Genomic DNA, 25,674 nt, shown 5'->3' with positions numbered 1-25,674 from the left:
TCCTATTGAATATTCCCTGTCTGTTCCCAAGCTGATCCATCGGGGATAGGCAGGCCAGCCGACAAGCGCGCATCCCACGTGCTTCCCCGTTTTCAACTGGGGCCGCGAGGGAAGCGGGTTGAGCGAAGATAGAAAGAACCCTCTTAGTGAGACGATGCGTGCAGACCCGTTGGGTCGAGCGCAGAAGCAACTGGCCGAGTTACGTGATCACTGGTTAGCGAACGGAGCTGCCGCCGATCCAGTGCCGCTCGTTCCGAAAGACCCCGCGCTGCCAGGGAGACATTGGCTTCCGGAGCCGAACTGGATCAGCGGCTGGGATGCATTCGAAATTTTCCGGATGCAAACGCCGCCATATGAAACGGCACCGCCTCTCGCCCGGATTTGTACAACCATCATCGATCAGGTGGATCGTGACGAGGTCGGCCTAAACTATGCCTTGGCTCGCCTTCCGCCCAATCACGAACTTTTACGGGATTTTCCGCTCGGCTCGATCCACTGGTTTCGGGCGCTTTATAGCGTGCTTACCTTGAAAGGGGCCGATGGAATCGAGGGCTGGGAAGCTTTCGAAAGCGACCTCTACGATTGGGTAGGACCATGGGACAATCTGCGTCTCCTCGCGTACGATGTGCTCGACAAGGTGCTGACGCTCGACTGGGCCTATCACGACATTTCGCTGCCCGAGGCAAAGCAGGAGCCGATCTGGTCATTCCCGAAGGCAATGGCGTGGATCGCTACCAGAGATTATCTTGCTCTAGCGAGGATGGGATATTTCCGCCGCGCCGAAGGAGAGGACGAGCCGGTCGCTACAGACGGTGTCTGCAAATACAATACTCAGGCGTTAGGTTGGCTACATGCGGCGATCACATACACGCATTGCGAGTGCGGCGCGCTGCGAGACTTTGGCTTTGCGGCTTTCAAGCACTGCACCTGCATATCCGTCGCGTGGGAAGACCTGGTCCGCTTTAATGGGGGGCTATCTCCCTCCACGCCGGAACTGGTGTTCGGCCTCCAAGAAGGCTGGCTGTCGATGACCTGGCCCGATGGTGCGGATGACATTCGTTTTCTTCGCAGGGACATACAGGACCGATGGCCGGCACGAGCGGTGGCTAAGCGCGAAACGCCCGCAATCGAACAATCGACGACGACCGGCGAGCGGGCTTGCCGAGAGTGGCTAGTTCAGGAGTTCGCAGCCGACCCAGAGAAGCGGCGCTCAAAAGCAGATTTCCGCATCGCGGCGCTGGCGAAATTCGGAGGTCGGCTCAGTGAACGCGGGTTCAACCTGAGGGTTTGGCCTGACCTAGCGCGCGAGCATGGGCGCGATGGCGCCGGGGCAAAGCGAAAATCGTAACGCCGATTCGATTCGCCAGTTTTTCGCGCCGGCTATCCGCTCGATTTTCGACTGCCGATGTTTGGCCTCGTTCAATCCGCAACGAGGTGTTTCCATGCCGTCCGAAAAGCCCGAACTTCCCAAGCTCGCTTATAGCATCCGCGAAGCCTGCCACGTTTCCAGCTTGGGCCGAACCACGATCTACAATCACATCGCGGCTGGCCGGCTCCGCGCCAAACGCATCGGCGGCCGCGTCGTCATCCCGGCGGACAGCCTCCACGCCCTGATCGACGGGCAGGCCTGAGCGTCATGCCCGCCCGCCGGGCCAATCCCAATCGAGTGAAGCAGCATCGAAGCTACAGTGTCGATGAACTCGCCCGCTGCTGCGACGTACACAAGAACACGGTGCGCAACTGGCAGCGGAATGGCCTCAAGCCGATCGACACCATCCGGCCGATCCTGTTTCACGGGGCGGCCGTTCGGGACTTCCTCACCCGCCGCAACTCCAGCCGGAAGCGCCCGTGCCCGCCCGGCAACCTCTATTGCTTCCGCTGCCGCTGCCCCCGTCGCCCCGCGCTGGGCATGGTCGATTTCGTCCCTATGAGGCCTGGCAGCGGCAATCTGCGCGCCCTGTGCGAGAGCTGCGAGGCGATCATGCACCGCCGGGTTCGCGAGGCCGATATTGCCAAGGTGATGCCCGGTTGCGCCGTCCAGTTTGCGGAAGGCCGGGCAAGCCTAAGTGGGCAGGCCGATCCTTCCCTTGATTGTGACTCCGAAAGGCTGGGCTAGACCATGGCAAAACACAACGCATCGAACGAACGGGTGAAGCGCGACTATTTCCGCTTCCTGGCCGAAGCTAAGGGCCGCGATACGGCAACCGTGGATCGCGTCGCGGCATCGCTCGCCCGCTTCGAAGCCGGCACCGGGCAAAAGGACTTCAAGCGGTTTCACCGCGAACAGGCCGTGGCCTTCAAGCGCCGGCTGGGCGACAGCATCAATGCCCGTTCCGGCGAGAAGCTGAGCAAGGCGACGGTGCAATCCACCCTGCGCGACCTCAAGGCTTTCTTCGAATGGCTCGCGCGCGAACCGGGGTTCCGGTCGCATTTGGATTATGCCGATGCCGACTATTTCAACCTGAGCGAGAAGGATGCCTCGATCGCCCGCGCCCGGCGCGAGAAGGCCGTGCCGACGCTCGATCAGGTCCGCCACGTCCTTGCCACCATGCCCGTCGCCACTGCGCTGGAACGGCGCGACCGGGCACTGATGGCCTTCGCCGCGATCACGGGTGCGCGGGTGATGGCGCTGGCGACCTTCCGACTGGGTCACGTCAATCTCGATGGCGGCTTCGTCGAACAGGACGCCCGCACCGTGGCGACCAAGTTCGCCAAGTCGTTCCGCACCGTGTTCATGCCGGTGTGCGATGACGCGCTGGAGATCGTGACGGACTGGATCAGTGAACTGCGCGAGCAACACTTGTGGGGGCCGGATGATCCACTGTTTCCGGCGACCGCCATGGGCCTGGACGAAGCCGGCGGGTTCCAGCCGCAAGGCCTGGCCCGTCACGGCTGGGCATCCAGCGGCCCGATCCGCGACCTGTTCCGCCGTGCTTTCGAAGGGGCGGGCCTGCCCTACTACAACCCGCACAGCTTCCGCGACATGCTGGTGCGCCACGCCATGACGCTGGACCTCACGCCCGAGGAAATGAAGGCCTGGAGCCAGAACCTGGGCCATAGCGACGTGCTGACGACGTTCACCAGCTACGGCACGGTTCCACTGCACCGGCAAAGTGAACTGATCCGCGCCAGCCGGCCGGCCGCCAGCCGCGACATACTGGACGATCCTGACATTCTGGAACTGCTGGCAAAGATCAGACGCAAGGCAGCGTGATCGCAGCTTGTCGCCGTTCCTATACCGCTGCTACCTGTCGCCCATGTTCGAACAGACCTTCAAGAACCTCGACGATATTCTGCGCAAAGAAGCCGGCTGCGCTTCCGAGCTGGACTACACCGAACAGACCAGTTGGCTGCTGTTCCTGAAATACCTTGACGATCTGGAGACCAGCCGCGCCACCGAAGCGGAGTTGCGCGGGCAGGCCTACACCCCGATCATCGATGCCGCCCACCGCTGGGGTCTGTGGGCAGCGCCGAAGGATGCCGCCGGCAAGCTCGATCACAACCGCGCGAAGACCGGGCCGGACCTGATCGCCTATGTGAATCGCGAGCTGTTCCCCTATCTCGAAGGCTTCAAGAGCCGGGCCGCCAGCGCCGATACCATCGAATACAAGATTGGCGAGATATTCGGCGAAATCCGCAACAAGTTCCAGTCGGGCTACTCTCTGCGCGACGCGATTGACGCGATCGATGAACTATCCTTTGGAAGCCAAGTTCAGAAGCATGAGCTTTCGGAGCTGTACGAAGCCAAGATCAAGAACATGGGCAACGCCGGGCGCAACGGCGGGGAATATTACACTCCGCGCCCGCTGATCCGCGCGATGATCAAGGTGGTCAAGCCGACGCTGAACGACACGATCTATGACGGCGCGGCTGGTTCCTGCGGCTTCCTGTGCGAAGCCTATGACTATCTCCGGCCGCTGGCAAAGATAGCCAGCGACCTTGAACGGCTCCAGAAGCGCACCTTCTTCGCCAAGGAGAAGAAGAGCCTCGCCTACGTCATCGGCACGATGAACATGATCCTGCACGGGATCGAAGCACCCAACATCGTCCACACCAACACCCTGGCCGAACAGGTGCTGGACATTCAGGAGAAGGACCGCTTCGACGTCATCCTGGCCAACCCGCCCTTCGGCGGGAAGGAGCGGCCGGAAATCCAACAGAACTTCCCGATCAAGACCGGGGAGACCGCCTATCTGTTCCTCCAGCACTTCATCAAGTCCCTGCGCGCGGGCGGATCGGCGGCGGTGGTGATCAAGAACACCTTCCTGTCCAACACGGACAATGCCAGCGTGGCGCTGCGGCGTGAACTACTGGAAAGCTGCAACCTGCACACCGTACTCGACATGCCCGGCGGCACCTTTCAGGGCGCGGGCGTCAAGACCGTGGTGCTGTTTTTCGACAAGGGCGAGCCAACCCGCAGCATCTGGTATTACCGGCTCGATCCCGGCCGCAACATGGGCAAGACCAACCCGCTGAACGATGCCGACATGGCAGATTTCGTCGAGCGGCAGGCGAGCTTCGCCGAAGGACCGAACAGTTGGTGCGTGGCGGCGGACACGCTCGATCCCGCGACCTTCGACCTGACCGTGCGCAATCCCAACGCACCCGAAGCTGAGGCGCTTCGCAGTCCGGGGGAGATATTAGACGAGATTGCCGTGCTGGATGCCGAGAGTGCGGAGATATTGGCGCGCGTGAGGGAATTGCTGTGAAGGCGGGTTGGTCAGATTTCACACTCAAAGACATTTGTGTCGTTGACTGGGGCAACACCAACCTGACCAAATCGTCATATTCCGACGGTGGGCAGTTCTTGGCAGTTTCTGCCGCAGGATGCGATGGGCGGATCGGCCATAGCGAGCACAGAAAACACACGCCCGTTCTGTCCGCTATAGGAGCGCAGTGCGGGAAAATGTTCTTCCCGGAAGAAGACTTCACCGCGATCAAAAACACCATAACATTGACGCCGCGAGAGGCACTTTGTGATGGGCGTTTCCTCTACTATTTGCTTACGTTCGTCGAGCTGCCGCAACGTGGGGCAGGGCAACCCTTCATCTCCAAAGGTGACATTCAAAAATTTCGGGTATCGATCCCGCCCCTCGAAAAACAGCGGCGGATTGTGGCGGTGCTGGATGAGGCCTTCGCCGCCATCGCCACCGCAACCGCCAACGCCCAAAAGAACCTCGCCAATGCGCGGGCGTTGTTCGCGTGCACGATCGAGCAAATTTTGGAAGGCGCCCCTGGCTGCCGAACAATGACGCTCCTGGCTGCAGCGGATGAATCGTGTTCGCTGTCTTACGGAATCGTTCAGCCTGGGGATGATCAGGCGGGGGGCCTTCCCATCGTCCGCCCCACGGACTTGCAACAAAAATACATTGAACTCGGCCCGCTGAAACGCATCGCTCCCGATTTAGCCGCTGGCTATCAGCGGACTAAGTTGCGCGGCGACGAACTGCTTCTCTGTGTTCGTGGCACCACCGGCACTTTGTCTATTGCCGCGCCTGAACTGGCAGGCGGCAATGTCACGCGCGGAATCGTGCCGATCCGATTCAACCCGGCAGTCCTCTCACAGAAACTGGGCTATTACCTACTCTTATCCGAAGCAGTCCAAAAGCAAATCAAGGCAGCCACTTACGGCACAGCGCTCATGCAGATCAACATCCGCGACCTGAAACAATTAGAACTGCGAGTGCCGAAGTTGGCAAGTCAGGACGCATTGGCCGACCGGCTGGACACGGCTCAACGTCACACGGAAGGACTGCAAGCCAATTACTCGGCCAAGCTCGATGCCCTAGCCGCTCTCAAACAATCCCTCTTGCACCGCGCATTTACCGGCGAACTGACCGCCGCGATGCCGGAAACCATCGCCGCATGAATGAGGCCGTGGAACAGGAAAGGCGTTCGCCCCCACCAAGACTGTCACCAGAGCGCGTGGCTTATTGGTATTTCCGACTGAACGGGTTCCTTCAAATCGAAAACTTCGTGGTGCACCCCAAGCTCAATGGTGGGCAACGGACGGATGCTGACTTGATCGGAGTGCGCTTCCCGTTTCGCGCGGAGCGCCTGATCGACGATCCAGATGACTTGATGCAAGACGATGCGGACCGCCTCCAACTGCTTAACGACCGTGCTGATATTGTCATTGCAGAGATTAAGACTGGTCTCTGCGCATTGAATGGCCCTTGGACCAACGAAGAACATCAAAACATTCATCGCGTCCTTGCGGCCATCGGGAGCCTACCAGCCTATCTGATCGATGAAGCTTCGAACGCACTTTATGCCGACGCCTCATTCGATCGACCGGATTATCCGCGCATCCGATTGATCCTTGTGGGCCGCGAACCTGACCCCGCCATTGCCGAGAAGTATGCCGGAATTACCCAACTGACCTGGGCGGAAATCCTGTCATTCATTTGGCAACGGTTCCAGAGATATTGGAAGCAAAAGAAGCAGGTCGAGCAGTGGGATCAGGTTGGCCGGCATCTGAAGGATTTGGTCCGACGGACAAGCGAAGAGGATTTCATCGCTAGCACGATCGGGTTGATGGGTGTGCTCGCCAATAAACCGGAACCGACCGATTGAACGAAGCTGAGACCCGCGCCGAACTTATCGACCCCGCGCTGCGTGAGGCCGGCTGGGGCGTGGTCGATGGCAGCCGCACCCGGCGCGAGGTAATCGCGCCCGGCCGGATCATGGGCAAGGGCAAGCGCGCCCGCGCGCTGTCCTGCGATTATGTGCTAGTCTATCGCAACACCAAGCTGGCCACGCTCGAAGCCAAGGCGGCGACCAAGAGCTATACCGAGGGCGTCGGGCAGGCGAAGGACTATGCTGCCCGCCTTCAATGTCGCTTCGCCTATGCCAGCAACGGCAAGCAGATTTACCGCATCGACATGCAGACCGGCGCGGAAGGGCTGGTCGATGCCTACCCCACGCCGCAGGAACTGTGGGACGCAACCTTTGCCGAGGCGAACCGCTGGCGCGACCGCTTCGCCGCCGTCGCATATGAAACCGGCGGGGGGCGCTTCGAGCCGCGTTATTACCAGCACAACGCCATCGAGCGCGTGCTGGAGGCAATAGCTGAGAACCGCGACCGCGTGCTGCTGACGCTCGCCACTGGCACCGGCAAGACCGCCATCGCCTTCCAGATCGCCTGGAAGCTGTTCCATGCCCGCTGGAACCTGTCCGACTGGAAAGCGGATGGCGAGCCGCAGCGGCATCCGCGCATCCTGTTCCTAGCCGATCGCAACATCCTCGCCGATCAGGCCTACAACAGCTTCGCCGCCTTCGATGATGGCGCGCTGGCGCGGATCACGCCGGGCGACATTCGGAAAAAGGGCGCGGTGCCGAAGAACGCCAGTATCTTCTTCACCATCTTCCAGACCTTCACCAGCGGCACCGACGCCAATGGCGATCCCGCGCCCTATTTCGGCGATTATCCGCCTGATTTCTTCGACTGCATCATCATCGACGAATGCCATCGCGGCGGCGCGAAGGACGAAAGCGAATGGCGCGCGATCCTCGACTATTTCGCGCCCGCCGTGCAGATCGGCCTGACCGCCACGCCCAAGCGGAAGAACAACGCCGACACCTACGCCTATTTCGGCCAGCCAGTTTACACCTACTCGCTGAAAGAGGGTATCAACGATGGCTATCTGACGCCGTTCAAGGTCCGCCAGATCGGCACGACGATCGACGAATATGTCTATACCTCTGACGACGCCGTGATCGAAGGCCAGGTGGAGGACGGTAAGCGCTACACCGAGGGCGATTTCAACCGCACCATCGAAATCCGTGAGCGTGAGGCTTACCGCGTTCGCACTTTCATGGACATGATCGACCAGCGCGAAAAGACGATCGTGTTCTGCGCGACGCAGGAACATGCCGGCATCGTCCGCGACCTGATCAATCAGGTGAAGACCAGCACCAACCCGAACTATTGCGTTCGCATCACCGCTTCGGACGGTGCGATCGGCGACCAGTGGCTGCGCACCTTTCAGGACAACGACAAGACCATCCCGACGATCGTGACGACCTCGCAGAAGCTGTCCACGGGTGTCGATGCGCGCAACGTCCGCAACATTGTGCTGATGCGGCCGGTCAATTCGATGATCGAGTTCAAGCAGATCATCGGGCGCGGGACGCGGCTGTTCGACGGCAAGGACTACTTCACGATTCTCGATTTCGTGAAGGCCTATGAGCACTTCAACGATCCCGAATGGGACGGAGAGCCGCTGGACCCGGAGCCACCCAAGAGGCCGCGAACTGGCAAGCCCGAAGGCGATCCGCCTGAGCCGCCTGAACCGGGGCCAGACCCTGAACCGCCTAAGGCAAAGCTGGTGATCCGGCTGGCCGACGGAAAGGAACGCGCGTTTCAGCACATCAGCGCCACGACCTTCTGGAGCGTGGATGGCAAGCCGGTTTCGGCACAGCAGTTCATCGAAGACCTGTTCGGCCAATTGCCCGACCTGTTCCGCGACGAAGACGAACTTCGCACGATCTGGAGCCAGCCGGACACCCGGCGCAAGCTAGTGGAAGGCTTGGCCGAACGCGGCTTCACCGGCGAAGCGCTCGACGGCATTCGCCGGGCGACGGACTCGCAGGAAAGCGACCTGTTCGACGTGCTGGCCTTCATCGCCTGGGCACGCCCGCCGCTCAAGCGGATCGAGCGGGCAGACACGCGGCGCGAAGCGATCCTCTCCCATTACGGCGACAAGCAGCGCGACTTCCTCGATTTCGTCCTCTCGCAATATGCGACCGTTGGCGAAAGCGAACTGGACGACGGCAAGCTGCCGGCCTTGCTGGAGCTGAAATACGGCACGCCCATGGATGCCGTGCGCGAGCTTGGATCGGTGGCCGAAATCCGCTCGACGTTCCTCGGATTCCAGCGGGGACTGTACGAGGGCGACGGCAAAAATTAAGAGTATGGTCAAGCGGCGATCATTCGAAATGACTTGGATTCAAGTCGTGCGGTTGGCCGCCGACCTGGCCGGAGAACGGCTGATTTAAGCCACTTTTGGCGGTCCCAAGTCGAATCTGACTTGCCGATCCACCCCAAGTTGAATCTGATGGAGAAGCTGCCATGTCTGGAGAGGCGCGGAAATCCTCGCTTTTCGCCTGCGATTTGTCGCGTACGGTGTGCCGGGTCAACCCGGTTCCTCGCTGCGGCAGATGATCCAGTAACTCGAACTAGGAAGCAGCTGTCGCCCGTCCAGATTTCCGGCGGGATTGACCGCCGAAAGCGGCCATCGAGCGGCTATCAATCACGCCGCTGGGTCAATTGCTCGCCAATCATGACCGGTATACTCACTCGCACAGGGCTGCGATGTATGGCATTCGGCTCCGGCGCGGACGCGCCGGGACGTGGATACTAAGACGTGCCGCCACGACTTTAGCCTGGGGATCATGCTTGCCTTGCCAAATGGCAGCGGGTCGTCCCCGAGGCGAAGCGCTTGACGGCACTTGGTATCCACCTCACGAACGACGAGGCGACCTGCGAGCGCTACGATTGCTTTTGGCAAAACGACAGGAGTAGGAGTGAGCTACCAGATTCAAAACTTAAAAGCCGAGACGGCAGCAGCCTTTACCGGGCTGTTCGCGATCACCTCGGAGAATGTGCGGCACTTTGAGAATGGCGAGTATTTTGTCCTCTATGCTCGAGGTTCAAAGCGCGTTCAAAGCATTCTAGGAGCTGAGCGAGAGATTTTAGTCCTCGGCAACGTTTATGACGATCAGCAGGCGCGTTCAGTTCGATTCGCCCGGCGCCTCATCAACGAGTCTGATGGTCGCCTTGAATCGTCGCTATGTGTAATCGTCCATCAAGACCCGCGAGGGAACGCCAAGCTGAAACGCTGGGGACGCGAGAACGGCCTTGCGGTCATCCCCGTGTACACCTCGACAGGCGTGCTACCCCGCAACCAAGAACTGGAGCGCTTACTCTCTTACGAGTTTTTCACTCAGGACCCGTTTGATGTTACCGGACCGGTTGCCAATGACGCCCAGTTTTTCGGCCGTCGGACGGAGGCGCAGGAACTCGCCCGCAAGCTCCAATCTGGTCACATCCGCGCATGCTTTGGCATTCGAAAGATCGGAAAAACCTCAATTCTTCACCGAGTTTTGGCCGAATTGAAGGACAATTTCGATGCCGTCACGCTGTTCATAGATTGCCAACGAGACGATGTGTTCGGCATGGATGCGGCGGGTTTGATGCACTCCATAACCCAGTCGCTCCTGTCACTGAAGGCTTCAGGCCGTGCTTACGCAGAGGTAGATGCATGTCCTTCGGGGCCGTCAATCGCGGAAGCTGCGCGCCAATTCCAAGCCGCACTCAGTGAGTTCGATCGCGCTGTGGTCCTCGCATTTGATGAGATTGACTACATTACCCCGAGTAACGGTGGAGCCGAGCAATGGCGGGCCGGCTTCGTAGAGTTCTGGCGCAATGTACGCGCGGCCTACCACGCTGCCGCCCGTGACGAGCGACGAGTGTCGCTATTGGTCAGTGGTGTTTCCAGTCGCTGGTTCGCTGTGGAGTCAATCGATGGGGTTGAAAATGCCGCCCTGGCATTCATTCCTGAAGAGTACCTCAGTCCGCTGCCGCGTGGTGCTGCCAACGCAATGATAAAGAATATCGGCGCGATGGCCGGGCTTCGTTTTGAGGAAGCGGCACTGGAGGCCATCTCGTCTTTCTGCTCAGATATGCCGTTCTGGATCAGAAAGGCCTGCTCATCAATACACAGCAAAATCGAGACGGCAGTCAGGCCGATCACACTTCAAGCATCCGTCGTCTCGGCCATGCTTGAGGCATACGGACACGATGAGGGCGCCGCACTCGCAAAGGTCGCGCTGCAACATCTCTTCCGCGTGTATCCCGAACTCAGGGAGCCTTCACTCGCGCTCCTTGTAGAAGATTCGCAGCTACCCGCCGGCGTTAGGCGGACGCTTAACCGCTACGGTATTGCGGATACGACGGGTAGGGTTTCGGGATCAATGATGCGGATGGCACTGGTCATGGTAGCCGACGAGGTGCCGTTCACTGATAACAGCGCCCCCAAGCAAGACGAGGCGCGTCCACTCGTGAGTGAATGGGCGGAGGAACTGGCCGGCATCTCTTATCGGCGCAATACAATGGAGCGCGCTTTGCGTTCTCTCGTGATAAATTTCCTAAGAATGTCAGCGCTGACCAATAAAGATGGCGCGTCCGCAAAGGCATCTCTTCTGTCTGCCATTCCCGAAAAGCGTCGGTTTGATTTAGAACCCTTCAACTTAGAGTTAATTGCCGACAAACTGTTTTGGCTTGAACTCGTTTCTGTCATCAATAAGCATTGGCAGTTGTTTGAGCGCATTTTTGGAGATAAGTCTGCTTTCAACGAGAATGCCAGCATTATTAACGACCGACCAGATGCCCACGCTAAACATCTTGAACCCAGCGACGTCGCGATGCACCGTCGAGCGCTGCAATGGCTAGATGAACGCATAGCGAAGGTTTGAACTGCCAAGGTTGCAAGCAACTGGTTTGAATGGGAGGCTCCCAACCTTTGGTTTGCGGGTTTTTCGCGTCAGGTATCAGCCAGACGATGACCATCAGCCGAAGTCAGTCGTCCCGTCACATCCGACGATTTTGGGGGTATTTTTGGGGGTATGCCTTCAAGGCGGCGGAGATAAGATGGCTCAAGAATGCCATTTAAGCCCTACTTTGCGGTTCCCTTCACCGCTCCAGAGAACCTCTTCCCCGGCCGCAAGGCGTTACGGGGCAGGCCCTGCCCGCCCCGTCCGACGCATTACAGGCCGTCGACCGCCTTGCTGACCAGGATGTTCACCGAAACCCGGCGATTCTGCGCGCGGCCTTCCGGCGTTTCGTTGTCGGCCAGCGGGTCGGATTCCGCCATGCCGGTCGGCGTCAGCATCCGGTACGGCGCCCAGCGGCATTGCTGCTGCAGGTAATTGACGACGCGGCCGGCGCGGCGTTCGCTCAGCACCTGGTTATAATCCTCGTTGCCGACCGAATCGGTGTAACCGACGACGAGCAACAGGGCGTTGTTCGTGCCTTCCGCTTCGCGCACGGTGGCGCAAAGCTCGCTCGCCGCCTGCTGCGAAAGCTGCCACTTGCCGGTGTCGAAATAGACGTTGGTCGTCCGCTTCACGTTATACTGGTCGATATCGCCCATCCGGCCGCGCAGCGCCTCGGTGGCGGCGCTCTGTTCGGCAAAGCCCTGGGCGGTGCCGCTGCGGATCATCGCCGCCGTCTTCAGGTCGACATCCTTCAGCCGGACCCGGCTGGCGAGCAGGCCGCCGCCCCACTGCACCGTCTCGACGGTGACCGGCAGGCCGTTGAGCAGGGCGCCGGCGCCAAGCGGCGTCCGCTTCATGCCCAGGAAGCCGCCGCGCCCGCGGATTTCGGTGCCTTCGCTGAGCGCGACGACGGTCGTCGTCTCGTCCGCGCCGGTAACCTGCATCCGCCCGCCGCTGCGCGCCGAAATAATGCCTTCGATCGCCGGCCCAGCCGGCAGCCCGGTCAGGTCGGCCGGCGGCGATCCATAAACGTTGATCTGCTCACCGTCGGCCGGATCGGCCAGTTGCGCCAGCGCCACGCCGGGCGCCGCAACGGCGATCAGCGCGGACATGACGAGAGGTGTTGAAATACCCATTCCGTTCTTCCTTCAAACCACAATAGCCGGTTGCGCGGATGCGCGAATGTCGCCCGGCCACCGCCCGCATCGGCGGGTTCGGCAACCGGAATACTCTAACTGTTCACGCCAAACTGTCGTGTGGATGAACGGTTTCGACAGCAAACCATATTGCCGCCGATCGGAAGGGATCGTGCGGCGAACCGATCTTGCCGCCCGCGCCGGGCGCGCAACGGCGCGGCGCACGGGTCAGTCGGCGACCGCGTCCGCCGCCATCTTCTCGGCATCGCGGCGGCACCGGCTCGCCTCGGTTCGCAGCACGCGTTCCGCCATGGCCCGCCATACCGCTTCCGAACGCAGGCAACGCTCGCGCACATTGGCGAGGTCGGTGGCGCGGGCCTCGCGGGCGCAATCGGTGGCGCGGGCCAGATAGAAGCTGCTGGTAGTGGACACGGCGCGTTTCTCCCGGTTGTGGATCAGTCGATCATTTCGGCCACCGCCCGGCGCAAGGCATGCCGGGACAGGGTGGCACCGGCGACCGCCGGTTTCCGGCGGAAACCCAGGCGGTGTGGCGGCCGTGCCGCCGGCCGGGATTCAGGTGCGTGATGTGAAAAACGAATTGGAAAGCGCATAATATCCCTAAAAATGCGGCCATCGGGCACGCATGAGTTCATAAACCGGGCTGGTGCCCGGGTGGACGGCCCCGGCCCGTGGGCAGGTACACCGGACATGTCCGGCGCCGCCCACGGGCCAGCGGCCGTCATCGTCGACAGGTCAGTCGGCGGCTTCCAGGTTCACCGCCGACGAACGGCCGCGCTGGTCGGTCTCGATCTCGAAGGTGACCCGCTGGTCCTGCCGAAGCGTGCCCATGCCGGCGCGCTCGACGGCGCTGATGTGGACAAAGCTGTCCGCCCCGCCATCATCCGGCTTGATGAAACCAAAGCCCTTTTCGGTGTTGAAGAATTTAACGGTACCAATAGGCATGATGTGTCCTTTACAAACACGAAGATAACCCGCCGGCGAAATACCGACGGAGCTTGTAGCGTGAGAAAGGAAGGATCAGCCTGAAGCGTCAAATTCCGTCGCAGGCGACGTTAGCGCCCTATTTATAGGCAACAGGTGCCAAATAGTCAATATTTGGTCCAATAATACTGGATCGACGCCAATATTATTGGCGCTCAGCGGCCGGTTTGTCCTGCGATTATAACGGGCCGCGCCGCGCCCGGCGACCGGCAGCCGGCCCCCCGGCCCGGCCACCCGTCTTTCCGGTTTATTCGCCCAGCCCCGGCGTCGTCGGTGGTACCAGTTCCTGCTCGATCGCGGTGGTCGGGATCATGCCGGCGTCGTTGAACTGGCGCATCAGCTCGCGCAGCGCGAACGGCTTGCCCGCCTTGTCCTGCGCATGGGCGTAGCGGGTCAGCAGCCGGTCGAACAGCAGCTTGCCGGAAATATAGCTGGTGCCGTAGCCGGGCTGGCGCAGGTACAATAGCTGCTCGAACGTGGTCAGCGAATCCCGCGCCCCGGCCCAGCCGCGCGGCGTCCATTCCGCCTGGAACAGCCCGGCCTGTTCCAGCGTCCACATATTCGCCTGGACATAGAGCGAGGCCAGCCCCCGCGCCGCCCGGTTGGCGAGCATGATCCACACCAGCTCCCGCGCGCGGGGATTGTCGTCGTACAGCCCGGCATGCATCACCAGCTCCTCGAAGCCGGTGGCAAAGCCCTCGGCCCGGCTGTCCCAGATGTTGGACAGCAACGTCCGGCGGCGGATCGGGCTGGCGTGCGGCTCGTCGCGCATCCGCGCCAGGTCGATCCAATGATAATCATGCGCGTAAAGCAGCATCGGCTCGCGGTGGGTGACATGGGCGAAGAACTGCCGGTCGCCCGGCGGCACGAACCGCACCGTCTGCGGGACCAGCGATTCCTTCAGATACGGCTTGTCGGGAATGATGCCGTCGTCGACGAGGAAGGCGACGAAGCGGTCGAGCCGTTCGGCCGCCAGCCGGTCGAGGCTGGCCTTGTCGTCGGCGGGGAGCAGCGGCGGCAGCGCGCGGTTGTTGTGCTCCTCCAGCTTCAGCGTCGCGTGGGCGCGTTCCAGCTCGCGGCGGAGCAGCGCCACCTCGTCGTCCCAGCTGTACGGAACGAGGTGGACGTTCTTCAGATACCAGCTGTAATTCTCTTTGCCGACGCCCGACGGGCCGGTCTTGCCCGGCGCCTCCGCTTCCAGCCAGCGGACGAAATCCTCCGTCGCCGCCCGTGCCTTCGCCACCGCCGCGCGCAGCGCCGGGCTGGCGCCGGCCAGGTTGGCGTTCCACGCCCCTTCCAGCGTGGTCACCGTCAGCGTCCCCGCTTCCAGCATGGCCAGCGCCTGCGCCTGATTGCGCAGGCTCTGCGTGCCGTAGACCCACAGGTCGCGCGCATTGCTATCCTTCAGGTTGACCCGCGCCTGCGCCAGAAAGCCGGGGATCGCGGCAAACTGCCGCGCCAGCACCGCCTGATCCGCCTTCGCCAGCGGGAATTTGTAATTATACAGCTCGATTTCCGGGAAGGAGACCGGCGCGTCGCGCGACGGCACGTCGGTGCGGTGCGGCCAGACGCTGACGTAGAAGGCCGGGTCGCGCGCCCACGGCCGCAGCACGCGCAGGTCGAAATCAAGGCCGTTGATCTCCGCCGCGACGAGCCGGTGGTCGACCAGTTCGGCCTGCGTCCAGCCGGCGGTCGGGATGGCGGCCAGCCTGTCGCGGAACGCGCTCAGCCCGGCGGCCTTTCGCGCCATCGCGGCGGCGCCGTAATCCGCCGCCCCGTCGACCATCGCCGGCCGCTCAAACGCGCGCCATTCGTCGAACAGCTTGGCCAGCGCGTCATAGCCGGTGGAAGCGGCCAGTGCCGGCGAAGCGACCACGCCCGCCATCATCGCCCCCGCCGCCCCGGCGGCCAGCGCCGCCCGCGCCAGCCAGCCCCGCTTCGTGCCGTCGTGCCGTGCCATGCCCCGTCTCCTTTACCGCCCGCCCGGCGGCAGATTGTCGTTCAGATAATCGGTCATCAGCGTCTGCAAATGCAGCCGCGTGCCCGGTTTTTCGCTGATGCCGTGGGTCCGGTCCGGATAGGCCATCATCGAGAACTGCTTGCCGTGGGCCATCAGCCGGTCGACCAGTTGCTCCAGATTCTGGTAATGAACATTGTCGTCCGCCGTGCCGTGGATGACCAGCAGCCTGCCCTTCAGATTCTGTGCGAAGTTGATCGGCGAACCGTCGGCATAGCCTTTCGCATTGTCGTCCGGCAGGCCCATGTAACGTTCCTGGTAGATCGCGTTGTACAGCCGCTGGTCGGTGGGTGACGCGATGGCGATGCCCGTCGCGTAGAGGTCGGGATAGCGGAACATCGCGTTCAGGGTCATCGCGCCGCCGCCGCTGCGCCCCCACACGCCGATCCGCGCCGGATCGATATAGGGCCGGCTGGCGATCATCGCCCGCACCGCCGCCGCCTGATCGGCCGACGCCAGAATGCCGACCTGACGGTAGATGCTCTTGCGCCAGTCGCGCCCGCGCGGGGAATTGGCGCCGCGGCTGTCGATGCTGGCAACCAGATAGCCGCGCTGGGTCAGCATCAGGTGCCACAGATAACGGTCGCCGCCCCAGCTATCCTGCACCGTCTGCCCCGCCGGTTCGGAATAGACGTAGATCAGCATCGGGTATTTTTTCGCCGGGTCGAAACCGGGCGGCTTCATCATCCACGCATCAAGCGCGACGCCGCCGCCGATGTCGACCCGGAAAAACTCCGCCGCGCCCTTGTCAGCCGCCGCGACGAACGTGCGCATCGGCGCGTTGGCCGACAGCGTCCGCGCCGGCCGGTGCGCCGGCAGGCTGACGACGTCGGTCACCGGCGGGCTGTCGAACCGCGATACGGTGTGGAACGCCCAGCGCGCGCCGGGCGCGACGTCATAGGCGTGGAACCCCGCCTCCGCCGCCGGGGTCAGCCGCTCGACCCGCGTCTTGCCGCTCAACGTCGCGCGGTACAGGCAACGCTGGGTGACGTTTTCGGGCGAGGCGATGAAATAGACATGGCCGCCGGCCAGGTCGATATTCTGCACGCTGACCACGTCGAAGGCGCCGGGGGTCCGCAGCTCCGCCTGCCTGCCGTCGCGCGACACGACATACAAATGGCGCCAGCCGTCGCGTTCGCTGAGCCAGGTGAAGGCGCGGCCGCCGGCCAGCCATTGCGGGTCGTCGTTGACGTTGACCCACGCCGCGTCGGAATCGACGAAAATCTCGCGCACCGCCCCGGTCGCGACGCTGCCGAGCAGCACGGCGTTGCGGTTCTGCAGCCGGTTCTCGTGCTGGATCAGCACCTCGTCGGCGCTGGCCGCCCAGTCCATGCGCGGGATATAGGTCTGGCGCGGGTCGCCGGGGACGGCGAACCAGGTCGTCGCCCCGCCGTCGACCGCGACGCTGCCGACCCGCACCGCCGACAATGTCGTGCCCGGTTTCGGGTATTGCTGCGGGATCACCGTCGAATACACATCGCCGGTATTGCGGATCATGTAGAAGGTGCCGATGCCGGTCGTGTCGAACTGCCAATAGGCGATACGGCGCGAATCCGGGCTCCACGCAAAGGCCTTGCCGAGCCGGAATTCCTCCTCATACGCCACGTCGGCCCGGCCGTTCAGCAACAGGGCGCTGCCGTCGGCGGTCAACTGGCGCACCGCGCCGTCGGCCAGCGTTTCGACATACAGGTTGTTGGCCTGAACATAGGCGACAGACCGCCCGTCCGGCGAGAATTCGGCATAGAGCAGGCTGAGTGCCGGCGCGGCGCCGCCGATCCGGCGCAGCGCCTTGCTGTCCAGGTCGAACAGCCAGTAATCGCCGACCGGGTTGTTGCGGCGCGCCTCGGCGCTGCGGACGAACAACAGCGCCCGCCGCCCGTCCGGCGACCAGGCATAGTCGGAAACGGCCAGCGGCTTGTCCGCGCCCGGCGGGGTCAGCGCGGCGGCGGCGATCAGGATCGACCGGGCGCCCGTCGCGGTGGCGTAGCGCGCGATGTCGACACCGCCGCCCGCCGCCGGCTCGATCACCGTATAGGCGTCACGCCCCAGCCATTTGCTGATCAGCCGCGGTTCGAGCTGGACGGCGTCAGCGCCGTAGATCGCCTCCAGCGTCAGCGGCCCGGCATGGGCCGGTGCCAGTAGCGCCGTCATCGCCAGCGCCCCGGCGCAGGCCGGGCCAAGCAACGCCATCCATCCGAAGTGCCGTCGCATCATCACCACCCCAGACCAATTTCGTATACGGTATTCGGGCAGGCGTCGGGCTTGTCAACTCTCGATCGTCAACTGCTGGCGCAGGTCGTCGCGGGTCTTTTCCAGATGGCGCTCGGTCAGCACGCGGATGTTGCGCAGGTCGCGCGCCAGCCAGATCGCCAGTATCTCGCGATGCTCCTCATTCGCCCGTTCGTCGCGGCCCAGCGGCTCCAGATGCTTGCGGACATACCGGTCGGCCATCACGTGCAGCCGCCGCAGGATGCCGAGTACGATCGGCTGGCCGGCGGGCCGCAGCAGCGCCATGTGAAAGGCGCGGTTGAACGCGGCAACGCCGGCGCCGCCCGCTTCGGTCACCTGATACAGCGTCGCGAACACATCCTTTGCCGCCTTGCGCTGCTGGGCGGTCGCCCGCTCGGCGCTCAGCACCATCACGTCCGGCTCCAGCTTCAGGCGCAGGGCGAACACCTCCTCCGCCTCTTCCGCCGACAGCGGCCGGACGAAGAAGCCGCGATTGGCCTGCGAAACCAGCAGTCCTTCCTGCTCCAGCCGGGCCAGCGCCTCGCGCAGCGGGATCTTGCTGATTCCCAGTTCACTCGCCAGCGCATCCTGCCGGATCGCGCTGTTCGGCAGCACCGCGCCGGACAGGATACGGTCACGGACCAGATCCACCAGCTGCTCTGAAAGATTGCGGACGACTAGGCTCATGCAAAAACCAGTATGAAATGGCAGGATTACGGACGGCTCTGTATGAAATTTGCGGTAAACAGGCAATGAAGGCCGCGGCCCACGCACCGGCCGGGCCATGGCGCGCGCGGCGGCGCCCTTCTCTCCTCCTTCCCGCGGTTGTGCATATTTCCGCTGGCAATTTCTACTATACAATATAGATTTCCCACATAGCTATTTAAAAAGGGGGAGATCAGCATGCCGGGACCGTCAAAGCATCTGCGCCTGATGGCCGGCATCGCCGCCGCCGCGCTGTTCGCCCTGCCCCAATCCGGCGCGGCGCAAGAGCTTCAGAAAACCGGGATCAGCACCGTCCTGCCGCGCACCGCCACGGCAAAAATCGAAATCGCCGACCTGTTTCACCTGAAATCGGCCAGCGACCCGCAACTGTCGCCGGACGGCCGCACCGTGCTGTTCACCGTGCAATATGGCGACCGCGTCGGCATGCCCTACACCCGGATCTGGAGCGCCGACGTCGCGACCGGAAAGGCCGCTCCATGGGGCGGCGCAGAGGGCGTGGCCGGCGGCTCGCCGCGCTGGGCACCGGACGGCAGGCGCGTCGCCTGGCGTGGCGGTGACGGCATCATGATCGCCGACGCTGCCGGCGGCGGCGCACGGTTGCTCGCCCCGGTCGACGACAGCAACCACCCGCTGCCGCGCGCCAGCAAGGATTTCGTCTGGTCGCCCGACGGTAGCCGGATCGCCTTCGTCTCCGCCGTTCCGTCGACGGAACCGCCGATGGAAGCGGACCCGATCATCATCACCCGCTACTGGTACCGCCCGGCGCGCGGCTGGCCGGAACGGTTCAACGACAACAAGCGCCTGCATCTGTTCGTCGTCGACGTGGCGGGCGGCAATGTCACCCAGCTGACCGACGGCGACCGCTACGAACATTCGCTGTCCTGGGCGCCGGACAACCGGACGCTGCTGTTCCTGCAGAACCCGGAAAAAGACCAGGATTTCACCTATAATTTCGACATCTTCACTGTCGACATCGGCACGAAGGCGATCCGGCGGCTGAGCGAGACGCGCGGCGTCGAATATGCCGCCAGCTTCTCGCCGGACGGCAAGACCATCGCCTTTTCCGGCCTGATGCGCCCGGTCACCTCATCGGAAACCAACATGGAAGACCCCCATGTCTGGACGCTGGACGTGGCAACCGGCGCGCGCCGCGATCTCGGCGCCCAGATCGACAACGTCCAGGGCCGCCCGCAATGGTCCCAGGACGGCCGCCACCTTTATTTCACCGTCCAGTCGCGCGGCAGCGTCGGCCTCTACCGCCTGCCCGCCAGCGGCGGCGCCGCAGAGCGCATCGGCCCGGAAGCCGGGACGCGCGGCTCGGTCATGGGCTTTTCCGTCGCGCGCAACGGCAGCGTCGTCGCGGCGATGGCAACGCCCGCCAATCTGCCACAACTCTATGTGCTGCGCCCCGGCGGCAAGGCGACGCAGCTTGCCGATCTGAACGCCGACGTGTTGCGCAACAAGGCGATCGCCGAAACCCGCGCCTTCACCTTCAAAAGCTATGACGACCGCGAAATCGAGGCATTCCTGACCATCCCGCCGGGAGCCGGCGCCGGCACGCCGGCGCGGGCGCACCCGATGATCGTCAACATCCACGGCGGCCCGCACGGGCAGCAGGGGCCGAATTTCGTCCACAAGGCGCAGGCTTATGCCGCCCATGGCTATGCGGTGCTGATGGTCAACTATCGCGGCTCGACCGGCTATGGTCAGGCCTTCGCCAACGCCATCGCCCGCGACCAGAACGGCGGCGAGGCGATGGACGTGCTGCGCGGCGTCGACGCGGCGCTCGTCCAATTCCCGTGGATCGACCCGGAACGGCTGGGCGTCGAAGGCGCCAGCTACGGCGGCCAGCTGACCAACTGGGTCATCACCCAGACGCCGCGCTTCAAGGCGGCGATCCCGTGGGCCAGCATCTCCAACCTGGTCAGCCACAACTACATGTCGGTCTACCACGATTATCTGGAGCAGGAATATTTCGGCAAGCCACACACCGGCGGCATCATGGACATGCTGTGGAACCGCTCGGCGATCCGCTTCGTCCATCAGGTCAGGACACCGGTGTTGCTCAGCCACGGCGACGCCGACCTGCTGGTCAATGTCGCCGAGATCGAGCAGTATTTCACCGCGCTCTACGATGTCGGCGTCGAAGCGGTGATGCTGCGCTACCCGCGCGAAGGCCACGGCATGCGCGAGACCCAGCACCTCGCCGATTTCACCCAGCGCTCGATCGCCTGGTACGACCGCCACTTCGCCGGGAAATAGCCCGCACCTAGCGGCGGATATCCCCGGTACCGCCGATGACGAAGGCGTCCAGCCCGGCGGCGTCGCCGATCCACACGTCGCCGGAAATGAAATGCTTCTGGACGGCGGCGGCCAGCCCCACCCGGGCGGCGCGGGCCGGGTCGCCGCCGGTCGCCAGCCCGTGCAGCACGCCGGCGGCAAAGGCGTCGCCGCCGCCGATCCGGTCGACGATGCCGGTCAGCGCGGTTTCCTCCAGCTGTACGGCGTCGTCCGGCGTGTCGATCCGCGCCGACAGGCGGTGGGTATCGGCGCCGTCGACATGGCGGCTGGTCGACGCGATCGTCGTCAGGTTGGGGAACGCGGTGAACAGCGCCTCGGCCGCCGCGCGGCGCCGCTCCGGCCCGTCGCCATCGAACGCCGCGCCGGTCAGCAGCGCCGCGTCGCGGTAATTGCCGAACAGCAGGTCCGCCTCCGCCGCCAGCGCGCCGAGGATGGTCGGCGCGTCGCCGCCGGACGCCTGCCACAGGCTGGGGCGGTAATTGCAGTCGAACGACACGCGCAGTCCGGCGGCGCGGGCGGCGCGGGCCAGCGCCAGCGTCGCGTTCGCGGCGACGGCGGTCAGCGCCGGGGTGATGCCGGACAGGTGCAGCCAGCCGCCGCCGGGCAGCGCGTCGTCCCAAACCGCCGTGCCCAGCCCGTCGGCAAAGGCCGATCCGGCGCGGTCGTAGACGATCTCGCCGGCTCGCGCCCCGGCGCCGGGTTCGAAGAAATACAGTCCCATCCGGCCGGGGCGCCGCGCGATGCGCCGGGTGTCGACGCCGCGCGCGCCGAGCGCGGAGATCGCCGCATCGCCCAGCCGCGATTCCGGCAGGATCGACAGCACCGCCGCGTTATGGCCCAACTGGGCGAGCGCGGCGGCGACATTCGCCTCCGCCCCGCCGACATGCATCGCCAGACTGCGGCTCTGCACCAGCAGATCGCCGCCGGTCGCGGCTAGGCGAAGCAGGATTTCACCGAAACACAGTATGCGCGCCATATCAGATCCTTGAGAGGGGCGATCCGCATAGCAATATTATCGCCGGCATGCGCAACTTTCCTGTGCGGGGGAGCACCGCTCTCCCGTTGCCGTCGGGCCGGGCGGGCGGCACACACCCGCCCGGCCGCCGTTTCAGCGCATGTACAGTCCGCCATTGGCGTCCCAGGTCGCGCCGGTGACGGATGCAGCCGCCGGCGATGCAAGCTGGACGACGATGTCGGCGATGAATGCCGGGTCGCCCAGCCGCCCGGCCGGAATGCCGGCAATCAGCCCGTCCAGCTTGTCGGCCGGCACGATCGCCCGCACCGACGGCAGGTCCAGCGGCCCCGGCGCCACCGCGTTTACGGTGATGCCACACGCCGCCAGGTCGCGGGCGAACACCTTGGTCAGGGTGATGATCGCGCCTTTCGACGCGGCATAATGCGCGCCGGTCGCCGATCCGCCATTCTGCGCCGCCAGCGACGCCATGTTGACGATCCGTCCGTAGCCGCGATCACGGAAATGCCGGCCGAACACCTGGCTGCCGACAAAGGTGCCGCGCAGGTTGACCGCCAGCACTGCGTCGAACTCCTCCGGCGGAATGTCGAGCACCGGCCGCGCCACGGTCATCACCGCGTTGTTGACCAGTATGTCCGCCCCGCCCCAGGCCTCGACCATCCGGTCGCGGGCCGCTTCGAACCCCGCCTGTTCGCGCACGTCGAGGGCAAGGCCGATGGCGGTGGCGCCGCTCGGGTCAAGCGCCGCCGCCAGCGCCGTCGCCTGCCCCTCCGCTATATCGCCGATCGCGACGCGGTAGCCGGCACGGTGCAGGGCGCGGACAATTTCCGCGCCCAGCCCCTGCGCGCCGCCGGTGACCAGTGCCGCCTGTGGCGCGCCCTCGCTCATGCCGGGATGACCAGTTCGCGGCCCAGCCGCGCTTCGATCCGCATATATTTCCACAGCCGGTATTCGCCGACCGGGGTGGTGCGGAACAGGTTGCACACCGCGACCGCCGCCGCCCGGTCCGGCACGTCGGCCATGATGTAGAAAGTCCACGGCCAGCCATTGGGCGACGTGCCGACCATCGTCTCGTCATCGTCGATCGTGCCGAGGATCTGGACGCCGGGAATCCCGCGGATGCCTTTCAACATCTCGCCGGTCGCCGCCCAGACCGCGCCGATTTCGGACGCGGGCAGGTCGAAAAAATTCTGGGTCACCGCCGCGCAGAACAGCGCGCGGATCGGCTTCTGGGTAGAATCGGTCATAATCATCCTCTCTCGTGTCGATCAGGGGAAACCGGGGGCGGATTCCAGCCCCAGCAGCACGCGGCCGGCGCTCTGCCACGTTCCTTCGGACAGGAAGGCATGCTGCACAACCACCATCGCGTCCTGCAGGTGCCGGGCGATCGGGTGAGCGGTGTAGATGCCGGTGGTGCCCGACAATTTGTAGGCGATACCGGCCACGTCGGAGCCGACGCGCGCGGCGTGGCTGGCGGCAAGGCGGATCAGGTTGATGTCCTCGATCGGCAGCGTCTCTCCGGCGACCAGCTTCTGCCAGGCGGCTTCCGTCGCTTCGTAGAAGAAGGCACGGGCCGAACGCAGCGCCGCCTCCGCCTTGGCGACTTCGATCTGGACATAGGCGCGGTCGGCCAGCACCGGCGCGCCGGTGATCGATCCACGCCCGCCGGCGATGCTGGTGATCTCGTCCAGCGCCGCCCGCGCGACGCCCAGGCCGACCACCGCCAGCACCTGCGCCGCGAAGCCCATCGACGGATAACGGTAGAGCGGGCCGTCCAGCGTCGCCTTGCCGCCGCGGATGAAGGTCCAGCTTTCGGGCACGACAACGCCCTCGACAACCAGATCGTGGCTGCCGGTGCCCTTCAGGCCGTTGACCTCCCAATTGGGGACGACCTTCACCTTCTTCGCGGGCATCACCGCCATGCGCGGCAGGCCGGCATTCTGGCCGCCGTCGACCTTGATGCCGACGCCGATCAGGTCGGCGCCGGTCGATCCGCTGCCGAACTTCCACTTGCCGGTCACCTTCAGGCCGCCGTCGACGACCTCCGCCGTCTGCGGCGGGAACAGCCCGCCGGCGAAAATCACGTCCGGCCCGTTGCCGTAAATCTCGTTCAGCGTCTCCATCGGCAATGACGCCAGATACAGCACCGATATGCCAAAGCTCGCCACCCAGCCGGCCGATCCGTCAGCAATCGAAATCCGCTCGATCATCCGCAGGAAATCGGCGGGCGAGCATTCGTCGCCGCCGAAGATGCGAGGGACAAGGGCACGGTACACCCCGGCCGCGCGCAGCTTCTCGACGACGTCCGCGCTCAGCTGCTGCTGCTCGCTGAACTCCGCCCGGCGGGCGGCGATCTCCGCGAGCAGCGGGACGAACGGGTCCGCTTCGGCGGCTACCGGCTCCACATAATTCATTGGCCTGTTCCTCCTGATTGTTCCGTTACGATGTCAAGCGCGCGGGCAACCGCGCACAGCCGGGCGTCATCCCCGCGCCGGCCGATGATCTGAAGCCCGGCGGGCAGCCCGTCCGGCGTTTCCAGCGGAATGCTGAGCGCCGGGTGGCCGGACAGGTTGAACGGCCGAACGAAGGCGGTGGAGCCGATCGTCGCGCGCGCGTCCACCGCCGCCGCCAGGGTCAGCGGCAGGCCGGGCATCGTCGGCAGCACCAGCGCGTCGACCCGGTCGAGCGCGGCGTCGACCTCGGCGGTGAACGCCGCGCGCACCACCTCCGCCCGCGCCAGCTGTTCGGCGGTCACCGCCTCGGCGGCGCGCAGCCGCTCGCCGACATCGGCGCCCAGCAGCGGCGACCGGGCGAGATGGCCGAACGCCCGCCAGTTCTCGGCGGCGATGATCGCCAGCCCGGCGTCATAGGCGGCACCCATGCCCGGCAAGGCGACCGGCACCTGCTCGACCGGCGCGACGGCCAGCCGCGCGGCGACCGCCTGTGCGACCGGCTTCGCAACCGGCGCGTCCGCCGTCACCGCGACGACGCCGATCCGCGGCCGGACGACGGCGGCTTCGGCGTGGAAAGCGGGGTCGAGCAGTGCCATCGCCCGCTCGATCATCGCCAGACTCCGCGCCAACGGACCGACGCAATCCAGCGACGAGTCCGCCGGCAGCACCCCGTCGCGGCTGATTCGGCCGAATGTCGGCTTCAGCCCGTACAGGCCGCAGCAGGTCGCCGGGATGCGGATCGACCCGCCGGTGTCGGTGCCCAGCGCGAAATCGCATAGCCCGGCGGCGACCGCGACCGCCGATCCGCTCGACGATCCGCCGGGCACCCGGTCCGGGTAGCGCGGATTGACCGGCGTGCCCGTCCAGCCGTTGATCCCGGTCACCCCGTACGCCAGCTCGTGCATATTCGCCTTGCCGATAATCCGGCAGCCGGCGTCGAGCAGCGCCTGAACGACGGCGGCATGGGCGGCGGCGGGCGGCGCATCGGCAAGCGCCCGACTGCCGACGCGAGTCGGGTAACCGGCCACGGCGATCGAATCCTTGACCGCCACCGCCGTTTCGCCCGTGCCCAGGGCCAGTTCCTCGACGAGGATCGCGCCCATCTCCCTGCCTCTCGCCTGCGTTGTTCTCGATGGCGCATCACAAGCCACATTACGTGATTAGTCAAGTAAATTCCACAGGGGGTAGCCGCCCCCTCTCCGCCCATCCTTGCGATGCAAAGCCCGGCGAGACAGTCGTTTCCCGCTTGACAGGCCGCCACCGCCGCCCGTTAGACTGCACGCCGGCCCCAACGGGCCACCGTTATCGCCAATTGCCATTTTCCGCAGGAGTCCCATG

The 25,674-nt window shown here is 64.3% G+C and carries 21 protein-coding genes; 10 read left to right on the top strand and 11 right to left on the bottom strand.

The annotated features are described in order from the left end of the window. Positions 1 to 118: 118 nt before the first annotated feature. From ACMT1E_RS05045 to ACMT1E_RS05005, 9 genes are all read left to right on the top strand, one after another. Positions 119 to 1,348 (top strand): hypothetical protein, encoded by a 1,230-nt coding sequence (locus tag ACMT1E_RS05045; protein ID WP_414902597.1) that lies wholly within the window; start codon positions 119 to 121, stop codon positions 1,346 to 1,348. Continuing rightward, positions 1,311 to 1,631 carry a helix-turn-helix domain-containing protein gene (locus tag ACMT1E_RS05040; protein ID WP_414902596.1) on the top strand — a complete coding sequence of 107 codons (321 nt, stop codon included), beginning with the start codon at positions 1,311 to 1,313 and terminating at the stop codon, positions 1,629 to 1,631. Before ACMT1E_RS05045 ends, ACMT1E_RS05040 begins: the two co-directional genes overlap by 38 nt. A 5-nt stretch (positions 1,632 to 1,636) precedes the next feature. After that, positions 1,637 to 2,116, top strand: a complete 480-nt coding sequence (locus ACMT1E_RS05035) for a helix-turn-helix domain-containing protein (RefSeq protein ID WP_414902595.1) — start codon at positions 1,637 to 1,639, stop codon at positions 2,114 to 2,116. 3 nt (positions 2,117 to 2,119) lie between these two features. After that, on the top strand, positions 2,120 to 3,214 hold the full coding sequence (locus ACMT1E_RS05030; RefSeq protein WP_414902594.1) for a tyrosine-type recombinase/integrase: 1,095 nt from the start codon (positions 2,120 to 2,122) through the stop codon (positions 3,212 to 3,214). Positions 3,215 to 3,221: 7 nt separating this feature from the next. Then, positions 3,222 to 4,709: an N-6 DNA methylase gene (locus ACMT1E_RS05025; RefSeq protein WP_414902593.1), complete on the top strand. Its 1,488-nt coding sequence runs from the start codon at positions 3,222 to 3,224 to the stop codon at positions 4,707 to 4,709. Then, a complete protein-coding gene (locus ACMT1E_RS05020; protein WP_414902592.1) occupies positions 4,706 to 5,869 on the top strand; it encodes a restriction endonuclease subunit S in 1,164 nt (387 codons plus the stop codon). Before ACMT1E_RS05025 ends, ACMT1E_RS05020 begins: the two co-directional genes overlap by 4 nt. Next, positions 5,866 to 6,576 carry a hypothetical protein gene (locus ACMT1E_RS05015; protein WP_414902591.1) on the top strand — a complete coding sequence of 237 codons (711 nt, stop codon included), beginning with the start codon at positions 5,866 to 5,868 and terminating at the stop codon, positions 6,574 to 6,576. The genes ACMT1E_RS05020 and ACMT1E_RS05015 overlap by 4 nt, the downstream gene beginning before the upstream one ends. Continuing rightward, the gene (hsdR, locus tag ACMT1E_RS05010; RefSeq protein ID WP_414902590.1) at positions 6,573 to 8,912 is read left to right on the top strand and encodes an EcoAI/FtnUII family type I restriction enzme subunit R; all 2,340 of its coding nucleotides are present in this window, start codon (positions 6,573 to 6,575) and stop codon (positions 8,910 to 8,912) included. Before ACMT1E_RS05015 ends, hsdR begins: the two co-directional genes overlap by 4 nt. Positions 8,913 to 9,528: 616 nt before the next feature. Beyond that, positions 9,529 to 11,478, top strand: a complete 1,950-nt coding sequence (locus ACMT1E_RS05005) for a hypothetical protein (protein WP_414902589.1) — start codon at positions 9,529 to 9,531, stop codon at positions 11,476 to 11,478. A 290-nt stretch (positions 11,479 to 11,768) separates the two neighbouring features. Here the strand turns inward: ACMT1E_RS05005 and ACMT1E_RS05000 are convergent, their stop codons facing one another. From ACMT1E_RS05000 to ACMT1E_RS04975, 6 genes are all read right to left on the bottom strand, one after another. Beyond that, positions 11,769 to 12,635: an OmpA family protein gene (locus ACMT1E_RS05000; protein ID WP_414902588.1), complete on the bottom strand. Its 867-nt coding sequence runs from the start codon at positions 12,633 to 12,635 to the stop codon at positions 11,769 to 11,771. A gap of 228 nt (positions 12,636 to 12,863) precedes the next feature. Further along, a complete protein-coding gene (locus ACMT1E_RS04995) occupies positions 12,864 to 13,067 on the bottom strand; it encodes a hypothetical protein (RefSeq protein WP_414902587.1) in 204 nt (67 codons plus the stop codon). Between the two features lie 321 nt (positions 13,068 to 13,388). Next, positions 13,389 to 13,598 carry a cold-shock protein gene (locus ACMT1E_RS04990; protein ID WP_414902586.1) on the bottom strand — a complete coding sequence of 70 codons (210 nt, stop codon included), beginning with the start codon at positions 13,596 to 13,598 and terminating at the stop codon, positions 13,389 to 13,391. Positions 13,599 to 13,884: 286 nt separating this feature from the next. Beyond that, positions 13,885 to 15,597: a hypothetical protein gene (locus ACMT1E_RS04985; RefSeq protein ID WP_414902585.1), complete on the bottom strand. Its 1,713-nt coding sequence runs from the start codon at positions 15,595 to 15,597 to the stop codon at positions 13,885 to 13,887. Between the two features lie 12 nt (positions 15,598 to 15,609). Then, positions 15,610 to 17,868, bottom strand: a complete 2,259-nt coding sequence (locus ACMT1E_RS04980) for a DPP IV N-terminal domain-containing protein (protein WP_414902584.1) — start codon at positions 17,866 to 17,868, stop codon at positions 15,610 to 15,612. Positions 17,869 to 17,919: 51 nt separating this feature from the next. Beyond that, positions 17,920 to 18,570, bottom strand: coding sequence for a GntR family transcriptional regulator (locus tag ACMT1E_RS04975; protein WP_414902583.1), 651 nt, complete (start codon positions 18,568 to 18,570; stop codon positions 17,920 to 17,922). A gap of 216 nt (positions 18,571 to 18,786) precedes the next feature. Here ACMT1E_RS04975 and ACMT1E_RS04970 point away from each other — a divergent pair, with 216 nt between their 5' ends. After that, positions 18,787 to 20,871: a prolyl oligopeptidase family serine peptidase gene (locus ACMT1E_RS04970; protein WP_414902582.1), complete on the top strand. Its 2,085-nt coding sequence runs from the start codon at positions 18,787 to 18,789 to the stop codon at positions 20,869 to 20,871. 7 nt (positions 20,872 to 20,878) lie between these two features. Here ACMT1E_RS04970 and ACMT1E_RS04965 read toward each other — a convergent pair whose 3' ends face one another. From ACMT1E_RS04965 to ACMT1E_RS04945, 5 genes are all read right to left on the bottom strand, one after another. Further along, complete coding sequence (locus ACMT1E_RS04965; RefSeq protein ID WP_414902581.1) at positions 20,879 to 21,886, bottom strand: sugar kinase; 1,008 nt, start codon at positions 21,884 to 21,886, stop codon at positions 20,879 to 20,881. 132 nt (positions 21,887 to 22,018) lie between these two features. Further along, positions 22,019 to 22,771: an SDR family NAD(P)-dependent oxidoreductase gene (locus ACMT1E_RS04960; protein ID WP_414902580.1), complete on the bottom strand. Its 753-nt coding sequence runs from the start codon at positions 22,769 to 22,771 to the stop codon at positions 22,019 to 22,021. After that, positions 22,768 to 23,130, bottom strand: a complete 363-nt coding sequence (locus tag ACMT1E_RS04955) for a hypothetical protein (RefSeq protein ID WP_414902579.1) — start codon at positions 23,128 to 23,130, stop codon at positions 22,768 to 22,770. Before ACMT1E_RS04955 ends, ACMT1E_RS04960 begins: the two co-directional genes overlap by 4 nt. A 21-nt stretch (positions 23,131 to 23,151) precedes the next feature. After that, positions 23,152 to 24,297 carry an acyl-CoA dehydrogenase family protein gene (locus ACMT1E_RS04950; RefSeq protein WP_414902578.1) on the bottom strand — a complete coding sequence of 382 codons (1,146 nt, stop codon included), beginning with the start codon at positions 24,295 to 24,297 and terminating at the stop codon, positions 23,152 to 23,154. Beyond that, a complete protein-coding gene (locus ACMT1E_RS04945; protein WP_414902577.1) occupies positions 24,294 to 25,439 on the bottom strand; it encodes an amidase in 1,146 nt (381 codons plus the stop codon). Before ACMT1E_RS04945 ends, ACMT1E_RS04950 begins: the two co-directional genes overlap by 4 nt. Between the last annotated feature and the right edge of the window lie 235 nt (positions 25,440 to 25,674).

This window comes from Sphingomonas flavalba (assembly GCF_047553045.1).
Taxonomy (GTDB): Bacteria; Pseudomonadota; Alphaproteobacteria; order Sphingomonadales; family Sphingomonadaceae; genus Sphingomonas_L; species Sphingomonas_L flavalba_A.
This window is presented reverse-complemented; position numbering and strand designations above follow the sequence as displayed.